Annotated in this window: 10 protein-coding genes; 4 read left to right on the forward strand and 6 right to left on the reverse strand. The window is 71.8% G+C overall.

The genetic code is table 11. The annotated features are described in order from the left end of the window. The first annotated feature begins 625 nt into the window (after nt 1-625). A complete protein-coding gene (locus H504_RS41585) occupies nt 626-1,135 on the forward strand; it encodes a hypothetical protein (RefSeq protein ID WP_157440600.1) in 510 nt (169 codons plus the stop codon). On the opposite strand, the gene lipB is transcribed toward H504_RS41585, so the two are convergent. The 5 genes from lipB to lpdA form a co-directional block, all read right to left on the reverse strand. Next, complete coding sequence (gene lipB / locus H504_RS0124035) at nt 1,107-1,844, reverse strand: lipoyl(octanoyl) transferase LipB (protein ID WP_026424858.1); 738 nt, start codon at nt 1,842-1,844, stop codon at nt 1,107-1,109. The genes H504_RS41585 and lipB overlap by 29 nt on opposite strands. Beyond that, a complete protein-coding gene (locus H504_RS0124040) occupies nt 1,841-2,446 on the reverse strand; it encodes a phosphatase PAP2 family protein (protein WP_035305802.1) in 606 nt (201 codons plus the stop codon). Before H504_RS0124040 ends, lipB begins: the two co-directional genes overlap by 4 nt. Beyond that, entirely contained in the window at nt 2,446-3,330 is an 885-nt protein-coding gene (locus tag H504_RS0124045) for a TIGR01777 family oxidoreductase (protein WP_026424860.1), read from the reverse strand. The genes H504_RS0124040 and H504_RS0124045 overlap by 1 nt, the downstream gene beginning before the upstream one ends. 103 nt (nt 3,331-3,433) lie before the next feature. Further along, nucleotides 3,434-5,179: a 2-oxoglutarate dehydrogenase, E2 component, dihydrolipoamide succinyltransferase gene (gene sucB / locus H504_RS0124050; protein ID WP_026424861.1), complete on the reverse strand. Its 1,746-nt coding sequence runs from the start codon at nt 5,177-5,179 to the stop codon at nt 3,434-3,436. A gap of 63 nt (nt 5,180-5,242) precedes the next feature. Continuing rightward, nucleotides 5,243-6,613: a dihydrolipoyl dehydrogenase gene (gene lpdA / locus H504_RS0124055; RefSeq protein WP_026424862.1), complete on the reverse strand. Its 1,371-nt coding sequence runs from the start codon at nt 6,611-6,613 to the stop codon at nt 5,243-5,245. 208 nt (nt 6,614-6,821) lie between these two features. Here lpdA and H504_RS0124060 point away from each other — a divergent pair, with 208 nt between their 5' ends. Continuing rightward, nucleotides 6,822-7,148: a hypothetical protein gene (locus H504_RS0124060; protein ID WP_026424863.1), complete on the forward strand. Its 327-nt coding sequence runs from the start codon at nt 6,822-6,824 to the stop codon at nt 7,146-7,148. A gap of 845 nt (nt 7,149-7,993) precedes the next feature. Here the strand turns inward: H504_RS0124060 and H504_RS0124065 are convergent. After that, on the reverse strand, nt 7,994-9,493 hold the full coding sequence (locus H504_RS0124065) for a leucyl aminopeptidase (protein ID WP_026424864.1): 1,500 nt from the start codon (nt 9,491-9,493) through the stop codon (nt 7,994-7,996). Between the two features lie 184 nt (nt 9,494-9,677). On the opposite strand from H504_RS0124065, the gene H504_RS0124070 reads away from it, so the two are divergent. Together H504_RS0124070 and H504_RS36730 are read left to right on the forward strand one after the other, a co-directional pair. Beyond that, nucleotides 9,678-10,874, forward strand: coding sequence for a hypothetical protein (locus tag H504_RS0124070; RefSeq protein ID WP_026424865.1), 1,197 nt, complete (start codon nt 9,678-9,680; stop codon nt 10,872-10,874). A 74-nt stretch (nt 10,875-10,948) separates the two neighbouring features. Next, complete coding sequence (locus H504_RS36730) at nt 10,949-12,052, forward strand: branched-chain amino acid aminotransferase (RefSeq protein ID WP_035305794.1); 1,104 nt, start codon at nt 10,949-10,951, stop codon at nt 12,050-12,052. Nucleotides 12,053-12,071: the final 19 nt, after the last annotated feature.

Genomic DNA, 12,071 nt, shown 5'->3' on the forward strand with positions numbered 1-12,071 from the left:
GGGGGTTCCGGTGGTTCGTAGGTGATCTTCGTCCGGGTGGCGGGGAAAAGCTGGTGGGGGTGCGGTGGTCAGGCGAATGATTCGGGCTGTGGAATCGACTGCTGAGCCGCCGGTGGCGGTGCCTGTGTTGGGTCAGATCGCGGTGGCGGATCCGACTACGAACGTCCTGGTGGGGAGTTTGGCGCGGGCGCGGCGGGCTAACGGGGTGGCGCTTGTTCTTGTTGTGTTCGTGACCGTTGACGACGTGTTGCTGGTGGTGGACTGGCTGGCCCCGTGGCGAATAGTGGGGGCCTTTGTCTGTTTTGGGGCGATCTTTGTGGTGGCTTGGCGGCCGCGGGGGTTTATGCGGTGGAGTGGTCCGGTTCTTGCGTTGCTGCGTGCTGAGGCGTGGCGGGTGGTGCGGGCGCGGGTGGTGCGGGCGAATCGGTGGAATGCCCACATTGAGGTCACCGAGGTCACCGAGGTCACTGAGGACGACACGGTGGTGACTCTGGCGGTGGGGGTTCCGGTTAGTCACCGCGCGGTGATTGTTGATCGGGTGTGGGTTGTTGGGCCGGTGGGGCGGTGGGCGGTGGTGCGGGTGCCGGGGTCGCATCGGTTCTTTCCCGGCCGCGTGGTGGAACCTGTGACTGCGCGGGCGGTGGCTGCTGTCGACCCGACCAGTGCGGCTGTGCGGTTGTACTGGTTGATGCCGCTGCTCGCGATGGTTGTCGTGGTGGTGGCTGTACAGGTGGTGGCGGGCTATCTCGATGGGCCGTTGCCCGGGGCGCTTGGTGGGGCGCTGGGTACTGCGACCGCCATCCTGCTGCTTGTGGCCGTGAGCGCCCGTCGCGGGATGTTGAGCTTGCCTCGCCTTGTTCGCCGTGCGGAGTGGACGCGTTGTGCGGCGGTTGTGGAGCCGTGGAAGGTTCGGTGGGGTGCGATCGTCAAAGCCACCGCGACCGTCACCCTGCCGGACGGTTCCACTAGGACAGTGCGGATGCCCCATGCCCCGGTCGACGTGCTGGGCACGGTCTGTGAGACGTCCGCGCTGTGGATCTCGACCACCACGTCAGGCGCCGCGGCCGTGGGGTTTCCCGGTACCCCGCAGATCACCTACGGGGTGGTCAGCGCGGGGTGGACAGGGCGAAGGTGACGCCGGGGCTGACCGGGTCGGCGCGGGGGATCCAGTGGTCGGTGACCGGCAGGACGCCGTCCAGGGCCTGGGGGATGGCGACGGCGGCCAGGTCGCGGACCTCGGCGACGGTGACCGGGCGGCCGAGCTCCTCCGACAGGGACGTGACGCCCGCGTCGCGGATGCCGCAGGGGACGATGCTGGCGAAGTGGGTGAGGTCGGCGTCGCAGTTGATCTGGAAGCCGTGCATGGTGACGCCGCGTTGGACGCGGATGCCGATGGCGCCGATCTTGCGTTCCGGGCGGGTGTCGTCGGCGGGCAGCCAGACGCCGCTGCGGCCCTCGACCCGGCCGGTGCGCAGACCGAGGTGGGCGCAGACGGCGATCAGGCCCTCTTCCAGGCGGCGGACGTAGTTCACCACGTCGACCGGATCGGCGAGCTTGACGATCGGGTAGCCGACGAGCTGGCCGGGGCCGTGCCAGGTGATCTTGCCGCCGCGGTCGGTGTCGACGACGTCGGTGCCGTCGGTGGGGCGTTCGCCCGGCTCGGTGCGCTTGCCCGCGGTGTAGACCGACGGGTGCTCCAGCAGCAGCATGGTGTCGCCGGTCGCGCCGTCGGCGACGGCGTCGAGCAGGTCGCGCTGCATGTCCCAGGCCACGTGGTAGTCGAGGGTGCCGACTTCGCGCACCGCGACCGGGTCGGTGTTGGCGCGGCAGGAGGGGGTGCTCACCCCCCGAGACTACGCGCGGGCAGCAACCGAAGGGCGCTCGCCGCCAACAGGCCCACGCCGGCCACGCCGAGCGCGCCACCCAGGACATCGGTGAACCAGTGCACGTCCAGCAGCACCCGGAACAGCGCCGTCACCGCCACCGCGACCGACGACCCGACCACCACGAGCCGCAGCCACCGGGGCGCCAGCCACGCGCACAGCACGATCGCCGCGACCGCCACCGAGGACACCGACACGACGTGTCCGCTCGGGTAGCTGAACTCCGGGTACTCCCGTGGCCGCGCCCGGTCGAACAGCGGCTTCACCAGCGACACCGTCCGGCACACCCAGATCAGCGCGACGCACCGCAGCAGCAGCCCGACCACCCTGGCCCGCGCCCGGTTCACCAGCGCCGCGACCAGGAGGGCCACCGACACGACGACCGGCAGCACCGGCCCCAGCACCATGCTGCCCACGTGCGCGATGTCCCCGGCGGTGCCCCGCCAGTCGGCACCGAGCGTGTCGGCCACCGCCCGGTCGATCCCCGGCGGGGACGCCGACACCAGCCCGCCCAGCAGCAGGAACAGCCCGATCAGCAGCACCCCGAGTGCCGCGAACAGCATCACCGCGCCTCGGTGGCGGTCAGCGCGTCTGCCACTGTCTGGTAGGTGAAGCGGAAACCGTTGTCCAGCAACACCTTCGGCACGACCTGCTGGTTGCGCAGGATCTCGTCGGCCAGGTCGCCGGTCGCCGTCCGCAGCGCGAACCTCGGTACGGCGAACAGCGCGGGACGCGACTTGGCGCCCGCGAACGCCCTGGTGAACTCGGCGTTGGTGGCGGGTGTCGGCCCGACCAGGTTCACCGGGCCGGAGATGTCGTTGCGCAGCAGGAAAACCAGCGCGGCGACCTCGTCGTCCAGGTGGATCCACGGCATGTGCTGCTTGCCGTCACCCAACTTCCCGCCCAGCCCCAGCGCGAACAACGGCCGAAGTGGACCGAGCAGGCCGCCGCGCGGGGCCAGCACCTGGGCCGACCTCGCCAGCGCGACCCGGGCGTCGCCCGCCGCCGTGGTCGCCGCCTCCCAGCGTGCGCACATCTCGGCGAGGAACCCCTCGCCGCGCGGCCCGAACTCGTCGACCGGGGCGGCGGTCGTGCCGTAGTAGCCGACGGCGGAACCGTTGACCAGCACCGGAATCCCGTGTTCGGCGACCGCGGCGGCCAGCACCTCGGTCGGCTCGATCCGCGAGTCGAGCAGCACCTGCTTGCGCGCGTGGCTCCACCGCCGGTCCGCGATCCCGGCGCCACACAGGTTGACCACGGCGTCCACCCCGGCGAGCGCGCCTGCGTCGATACCGTCGATCGTCCCGGCTGGCGGGTCCCAGTGCCGCTCGTCCGGTGCGGTGGGGGACCGCCGCACCAGCCGCACCACCTCGTCGCCCTCGGCCCGCAGCCGGGCCACGAGCGCGGTTCCGATGAGACCGGACGACCCGGCGACGAGTACGCGCATGCTCTGATCGTCCCGAACAAGCCGGGTGCCCGCACCTCCGGGGTGGCCCAGAACGCCGAGAAGGCCGCCCCCGCAACGGGAACGGCCTTCTCGGGAGGAGTGCTTACAGACCCAGGTCGGCCTCGAAGGCGCCTTCCTGCAGGCGGTTCTTCACCGCGGAGAGGAACCGGCCCGCGTCCGCGCCGTCGATCAGGCGGTGGTCGTAGGTCAGCGCCAGGTACACCATGGACCGGATGGCGATCGTGTCGTCGCCGTTGGTGTCGGTCACCACGACCGGGCGCTTGACGACCAGACCGACCCCCAGGATCGCCACCTGCGGCAACTGGATGATCGGGGTGTCGAACAGCGCGCCCTGGCTGCCCAGGTTGGTCAGGTTGAAGGTGGCGCCGAACAGCTCGTCCGGGGTGACCTTGTTCGCCCTGGTCCGGTCGGCCAGGTCGTTGATCTTGTGTGCCAGGCCGCTGATGCTCAGGTCGCCCGCGTCCCGGATGGCCGGGGTGAGCAGGCCGCGCTCGGTGTCCACCGCGATGCCCAGGTGCTCGGCGCCGTGGTAGGTGACCTCGTTGGTCTCGTCGTTGATCGAGGCGTTGAGCTTCGGGTGCTGCTTGAGCGCCTCCACCGCGGCCTTGGCGAAGAACGGCAGGAACGTCAGCTTGACGCCCTCGCGCTGCTCGAACGCCGACTTCGACCGGGCGCGCAGCTTGGCGATGCGGGTCACGTCGACCTCGACCACCTGGGTCAACTGGGCGGCGGTCTGCAGCGACTCCACCATCCGGCGGGACACGGTCTGCCGCAGCCGGGTCAGCTTCTGCGTGGTGCCGCGCAGCGAGGTGTCCGCCGCGACCTCGGCGGCCCTGGCGACCGGGGCGCTGGTGCTGGTCGTCCGCGACTGGGCGGCGGGCTGCTGCGGCGCCTTCTTCGCCTCGGCCGCGGCCAGCACGTCCTGCTTGCGGATGCGGCCGCCGACGCCGGTGCCGGTCAGGGCGCCCAGGTCGATGCCGTGCTCGGTGGCCAGCTTGCGCACCAGCGGGGTGACGTACGGGGCACCGCCGTTGGTGGCCGCCGACGCCGAAGGCGTCGGAACGGGCTGGGCGGCCGCGGGCTGCGCCTGCTTCGGCGCCTCGGTCTTCGGCGCTTCCTGCTTCGGGGCCTCCTGCTTCGGCGCCTCGGCCGGGGGGGCTTCCGCCTTGGGCGCCTCCTGCTTGGGCGGCTCCGGGGCCTGCTGCGGCGCGGGCGCGGGGGCGCTGCCCGCCGCGCCGATCACCGCGAGCTTGCCGCCGACCTCGACGGTGGCGTCCTCACCGGCGCTGATCTCCAGCAGGGTGCCCGCCACCGGCGACGGGATCTCGGTGTCGACCTTGTCGGTGGACACCTCCAGCAACGGCTCGTCGACCTCGACGGTGTCGCCGACCTGCTTGAGCCAGCGGGTGACGGTGCCCTCGGTGACGCTCTCGCCCAACGCGGGCATGGTCACCTCGGTGCCCTTGCCGCTGCCACCGGTCGGCGCGTCGGCGGCGGGCTGCGGGCCGGGCGCGGGTTCCTCCGGAGCGGCGGGCTCCGGCTCGGCCTCGGGCTCCGGGGCGGCCTGCTGCTCGGGCGCGGCGTCGGCCGAGCCGTCGCCGATGATGGCCAGTTGAGCGCCGACGGCGACCGTCTCGTCCTCGCCCGCCACGATCTTCTGCAGCACACCGGCGGCGGGCGACGGGATCTCCGTGTCGACCTTGTCGGTGGACACCTCCAGCAACGGCTCGTCGACCTCGACGGTGTCGCCCTCCTGCTTGAGCCAGCGGGTGACGGTGCCCTCGGTGACGCTCTCACCGAGGGCGGGCATCTCAACGGAGAACGCCATGGTTGTTCAGACTCCTCGTGCTCTGCTCTGGCTGACTGGCGGTGGGGGCTGAGCCGTCGTCGGTCAGCCGTGCACGTGCAGGGGTTTGCCCGCGAGGGCGAGGAACGCCTCGCCGAGGGACTCGTTCTGGGTGGGGTGGGCGTGCACGAGCGGTGCGACGTCCTCGGGGAACGCCTCCCAGCTGTAGATGAGCTGCGCCTCGCCGATGAGCTCGCCGACCCGCTCGCCGACCAGGGTGATGCCGACAACCGGCCCGTCCGGCGCCTTCACCAGCTTCACGCCGCCGCTGGTCTTGAGGATCTGGCTCTTGCCGTTGCCCGACAGCGCGTACACCAGCGTCTCGGCGGAGCCGTACTTCTCCTTGGCCTGCGCCTCGGTGAGGCCGACGGAGGCGACCTCGGGCTTGCAGTAGGTGACCCGGGGGATGCCCGCCTCGTCGATGACCTTGGGGTTGAGCCCGGCGATCTCCTCGGCGATGAAGATGCCCTGCTGGAAGCCGCGGTGCGCGAGCTGCAGGCCGGGCACCAGGTCGCCGACCGCGTACACGCCGGGGAGGTTGGTGCGCAGGCGCTCGTCGGTCAGCACGAAGCCGCGGTCCATGGTCAGGCCTGCTTCCTCGTAGCCGTGGCCCGCGCTGTTCGGGCCGCGACCGACCGCGACGAGCAGCAGGTCGGCCTCGACGCTCTCGCCGGACTCCAGCGAGACGGTGACCGAGTTGTCGTCCTGGGTGGCGCCGGTGAACCGGACCCCGGTCTTGAACTTGATCCCGCGCTTGCGGAACGCCCGCTCCAACTGCTTCGACGCCCACTCGTCCTCGGCGGGCACCAGCCGGGGCAGCGCCTCCACGATGGTGACCTCGGCGCCGAAGGAGCGCCACACGCTGGCGAACTCCACGCCGATCACGCCGCCGCCGAGCACCACGACCCGCTCCGGCACGAAGTCCAGGTTCAGCGCCTGGTCACTGGTGATCACCCGGCCGCCGATCTCCAGACCGGGCAGCGTGCGCGCGTACGAACCGGTGGCCAGCACCACGTTCTGGCCGGTGTAGCGGGTGCCGTTGACCTCGACCGAGTTCGGGCCGACGAAGCTGCCGGTGCCCTCCACCACGGTGACCTTGTTCGCCTTGAACAGGCCCTGCAAACCCTTGTACAGGCCGCCGACCACGCCGTCCTTGTAGGAGTTGACGCCCTGGATGTCGATGCCCTCCAGCGAGGACTTCACCCCGAACTGGTCGCCCTCGCGGGCGTTGTCCGCGACCTCGGCCGCGTGCAGCAGCGCCTTGGTCGGGATGCAGCCGCGGTGCAGGCAGGTGCCACCGACCTTGTCCTTCTCCACCAGGATGACCTTGAGGCCCAGTTCGGCGGCGCGGAACGCGCAGGCGTAGCCCCCGGACCCGCCACCCAGGATCACGAGGTCAGCGGAGGTGTCAGTCACGGGATCTCCTCGACGAGCGACAGCGACATGTGCTGGTGGCCGGGGAGCACCCGCCACCACAAAGACATCTTGTCACTACGCGAGGCACGCCTGCGAGGTGGCCGGGGTGTCCTCGACCCCCATTCGGGTTACCAACCGGTACCCCAATCGTGGTCGGGGAGAATAGTGGTCCGGGGTCGGTGGCGACCCACACAGCGGAGGTACCCACGTGGGCTTGTTCGACTCGCTGCGCAGGAAGCGCAGGCCCGGCGTCACACGCGGGGCGACCAGGCAGGACACCACTCACCTGGACGAGTGGGCAGCCACCCGCACCGGCGTCGAGGCCTACGTCGAGCCGAAGACCAACGTGACGGACACGACTGTGGTCCTCGTCGCCCACGACGGCGAGTGGACCCGCCGCCGCATCGCCGACCTCGACGCCGCCGTCGCCTTCGGCCGCAAGCGCGGCATCCCCGTGTACGAGGTCAGCCGAGTCGGCTACCCGAAGCGCATGCGCGACTACATGGCCCGGCAGAAACGACAGGGACGGGGCTGACCCGGACCGACTGCCTGATCGGGTCGGCTCGTTCGCTGGCTTGTTCACGGGTTGTTGGCCTGTGTGCCGCTTGTGGGCTTGTCCGTCGTTTGCCGGCCTGTGCGCCGTTGGCCTGCTTGTGGACCGCTGGTCGACGTGTCGGCTGCGTGCCTGCTTGTGGACCGCGCGCCGACCTGCTCGTCGTTCGCCGGCCTGTCCGCCACTAGCCGGTCTGGCGGCCGCTCGTCGACTGTTCGCAGCTTGCCGGCCTGTGCGCCGCTTGCCGGTCTGGCGGCCGCTCGTCGACTGTGCGCCGCTTGCCGGTCTGGCGGCCGCTTGTCGACTGTTCGCAGCTTGCCGGCCTGTGCGCCGCTGGTTGGCTTGTGCACCGCTCGGTGACGTGTCCGTTGCTTGCCGGCTTGTCGACTGTTGGTTGGCTTGTCCGTCGTTCACCGGCGTGTCGACTGCTCGCCTGCCTGTCCGCCACTCGCCGACCTGTCCACGCCACGCTGACTTGTCCACAACTCACCGAGTTGTCCACAGGCAGATCGGGCTGCGGTTGCACGGCCCGCTCAGCCGGTAGACTGGCACCGGGGTCGCCCCCCGGGAGGGTGGGGGCCGGGCTGGATCTTGTGGTGGGGGGCGGCGGTTGTCAATCGCTGGATCGGGTGGATCAGGCACCCGGGGCGCCGTGACCGGGGGGACTCGGGTGGTTGGGGCGGGGGGTGTTGGGCGGTTGGTGACGGTGGGCGGGTGGTGAGTGGGTGCGCGATGGGCTTGGGGTGGATGGCGCGGTCGGGCTTGCGTGAACGGGGGCAGGGGGCGGGTTCGAGTGAACCCGCCCCCTGCCGTGAACCTGTTGTCCGTCAGCCGTTCGCGGCGATGTCGGCCAGGACGGCGGCGATGGTGCGGACTGGGACGCCGGTGCCGCCCTTGCCGGTGTAGCCCCAGGGGGCGCCGGTGTTGTAGGAGGGGCCTGCGATGTCGATGTGGGCCCAGGGCAGGTCTGCGGGGACGAACTCGCGGAGGAAGATGCCCGCGACGAGCATGCCGCCCCAGCGGTGGCCGGTGACGTTGGCGAGGTCGGCGAGGCGGGAGTCGAGGTCGCCGCGGAGTTCGTCGGGGAGGGGCATGGCCCAGCCGCCTTCGCCGGTGGCGCGGGCGACGGCGGCGACGCGGTCGCGGAACTCGTCGGAGCCCATGATCCCGGCGGTGCGGTTGCCGAGGGCGATCGGCTGGGCGCCGGTGAGGGTGGAGGTCTCGATCAGGTAGTCGGGGGCGTCCTCGGCCGCGCGGACGATGGCGTCGGCGAGGATCAGGCGGCCCTCGGCGTCGGTGTTGAGGACCTCGACGGTCTTGCCGCCGTACATGGTGAGGACGTCGCCGGGGCGGTACGCGTCGCCGGAGGGCATGTTCTCGGCCATCGGGACGGTGGCGGTCACCTGCAGCGGGTACTTGAGCTTCGCGGCCAGCACCACGGACGCGACCACGGCGGCGGCGCCGCCCATGTCCGAGCTCATCATCTCCATGTTCGGCGCGGGCTTGATCGAGATGCCGCCGGTGTCGAAGGTGATGCCCTTGCCGACCAGGGCGACCTTCTTGCGCGCCTTGGCGCCCTTGTAGCTGATCCGGACCAGCCGCGGCGCGCGGGCGGAACCGCCGCCGACACCGAGGATGCCGCCGTAGCCGCCCTTGCGCAGCGCCTTCTCGTCGAGGATCTCCACCTCGAGGCCCGCTTCCTTGGCCAGCGCGGCGGCCCGCTCGGCGAAGGTGGCCGGGTAGAGGTCGTTCGGCGGGGTGTTGACCAGGTCGCGGGTGATCGCGACGGCCTCGGCGATCGCGGTGGCGGCCTTCAGCGTCGCCTTGTGCTCCTTGGTGCCGCCCTCGGCGGGCGGGGCGAGGTCCACCTTGGCCAGTTCCGGCGCGGCGGCGTCGGACTTGTACTCGGTGAAGGTGTACGCGCCGAGCACGGTGCCCTCGACGGCGGCCTGCAGGTCCACAGTGGACAGTGTGCTGAGCACGTGCTTGGCCGAGGCGGCGAGCGCGCGGGCGGCGACCCCGGAGGCGCGGCGCACCTGTTCGGGGAGGACCTCGCCGTCGTCGTCCAAGCCACCGAGCCCCGCGGCCACCACCACGCGGGCCTTGAGCTTGCCCAGCGTCGGCACCTTGACGACCTCGTCCGCCTTGCCGGTCGCGCCCAGCGCGGCCAGGACCTCGACGAGCGACCCGTCGAACGCCTCGTCCACCGACTCCGCCCCGGCCGCGAGCGCGACCCCGGCGTCGGTCTGCACGGTGCCGACGACGATCGCGTCGGCGGCCACGTCGGCTGCGGGCGTGGTGGCCAGGGCCAGCTTGGGGGCGGTCACGTGTGTGCTCCTCGGGTGTTCGCTCGCGGGTGGCCCGGGGCCGTCGGTGTCCTCGTGGGACGGGCGCGGACCCGGGCCGGTGGGGGGCCTGCGGCCGGGTAATGACGCATGCTAACGAGTTGGTGGCGGCTTTCAACCGGTGGTCGGATGGAGAAACCGATAGCCATCTGGCACGGTTGCGCCCGTGACAGCGATGGGACAGGTCCCGGTGGCCCGCTGGGCCGCCGTGCCCGCCGCCACGGCCGCCGCGTTCGGCGCGGGCGCGCTGGTGACCTGCGGACCCGCCGCCGCGGCCGCCGGTTGGTGGTCGCTGGCCGGGCTGGCGCTCGCCGGGCTGGTGGCCCTGCTGACCGCGCTGTCGCTGGCCGATCTTGTCGCACATTCTTGTCTCACCGGGGTTTCCGCGCACGTCCGAACCCGACTGGGTGTCCTGCCCGGACGGTTGGCAGGCGTGCTGGACATCGGCGGCCGGGTGGTCGCCGCCGCCGCGGTGGCGGGCGCCGCGGGGCGCTACCTGTGGCCCGCCGAACCCAAGATCGCCGCGGTGGGCGCCCTGGTCGCGGTCGGCGCCGTCGGCGTTGGCGGGGTGGAGCTCTCCGGTCCGTCGCGCTGGGTAGTCGTAGCTGTGACGATCATCACAGTGGCCGCGTTCGTGGTGGTCGGTCTGTCGATCGCGCCGGTCGAGACGGCCACCGCCGCCGCGGGCACCCCCGGAGCGGACGACCCGACCGGGATCCTCACCGCGGCCGGGGTTTTCTCGGTCGGCTTCCTCGTCGGCGGGCCCGCCGCGCCCCGCGCCCGGCTCGGGCTGATCACCGTCGGCGCGATCGCCGTCGGCTACGCGTTCGTCGACTTCACCGCCCTCCGCCAACTCGGCGGCCCACGGCTGGCGTTGTCCCCCACCCCGCTACGTGACCTGCTGTTTGCCGCCGACGGGGGATCGGTCGACCTGTTCCTCACCGTCGGCCTGGTCGTCGCCGCGCTGGTGGGTGTCCGCACGTTCCTGTCCGCAGCCGCCGATGGCATCACCGATTTCGCGGAGGCGGGTGAACTCCCCGCCGCGGCCGCCACCCACCGTCACCTCATCACCGCCATCGCCGCCGCCGCGGTCACGCTGATGACCGACCCGGCCACCGCCGTGACCGTCGCCGCCACCCTCCTGTTGGGCGCCACCGCCTTCCTCAACTCGGCCGCCCGCACCCTGACCCGAGCCCAACGCTCCACCTGGCTGCCCACCGGCTGCTGCGGCCTGGTCCTGAGCGTGGTCGTCGGCGCCAACATCTCCACCGGCTCGCTGGTGATCGCCGTCGTGGTGATGGCGGTGGGCGCGGGCCTGTGCACCGTCCGGGTCCGGCGGCTGCGGCAGGGCGCCGGTGGGTGACCGCCGGTAGTTGGGCGTCCGAGCGTCGGGATTCCGATTTTCCGCACGCCGATCGGCGGATACTGTGTCCAGGTATGACGACTGCGCTGCCGTTCACGCGGACCCCGAACCCCGACCCGGCGACCCCGGAGCGGGTCGCGGAGGTACTCGCCAGGCCGGGCTTCGGGCAGTTCTTCACCGACCACATGGTGACCATCCGCTACACCCGCGACCAGGGCTGGCACGACGCCAGGGTCGAGCCGTACCGGCCGATCACGCTGGACCCGGCCGCGATGGTGCTGCACTACGGGCAGGCCATCTTCGAGGGGTTGAAGGCGTACCGGCAGCCGGACGGCGCGATCGCGTCGTTCCGGCCGGAGGCGAACGCGGCCCGGTTCAACCAGTCCGCGGACCGGCTGGCGATGCCGCGGCTGCCCGAGGACCTGTTCCTCGCGTCGCTGCGCGAGCTGGTCGCCGTGGACGAGCGGTGGGTGCCCGAGCAGGCCGAGGAATCCCTCTACCTGCGGCCCTTCATGATCTCCACCGAGGCCGCGCTGGGGGTGCGCCCGGCCAACGACTACCTGTACGCGCTGATCGCGTCCCCGGCGGGCGCGTACTTCTCCGGCGGCGTCAAGCCGGTGACGGTGTGGCTGTCCACCGAGTACGTGCGCGCGGCCCCCGGCGGCACCGGCGCGGCCAAGTTCGCGGGCAACTACGCCGCGTCGCTGGTCGCGCAGGCGCAGGCCGCGGCGAAGGGCTGCGACCAGGTGGTGTGGCTGGACGCGGTGGAGCGCCGGTGGGTGGAGGAGATGGGCGGGATGAACCTGTTCTTCGTCCTCGGCTCGGGATCCGACGCCCGCGTGGTCACCCCGGAGCTCTCCGGCGCCCTGCTGCCCGGCATCACCCGCGACTCGCTGCTCGGTCTCGCCGCCGACCTCGGGTACGGAGTGGAGGAACGCCGGATCTCCACCGAGGAGTGGGAGAAGAAGGCCGAGTCCGGTGAGCTGACCGAGGTGTTCGCCTGCGGTACCGCCGCTGTGATCACCCCCGTCGGCCACGTCAAGCACGCCGACGGCGACTTCTCGATCAGCGGCGGCGCCACCGGGCCGGTCACCACGCGGCTGCGCGAGACCCTCACCCAGATCCAGCGCGGCGGGTCGGCGGGCGGTCGGAACTGGCTGACCACGCTGAAGTCCTGACCGACCACCGCTCCCCCGG

It is taken from the genome of Actinokineospora inagensis DSM 44258 (genome assembly GCF_000482865.1).
GTDB lineage: Bacteria > Actinomycetota > Actinomycetes > Mycobacteriales > Pseudonocardiaceae > Actinokineospora > Actinokineospora inagensis.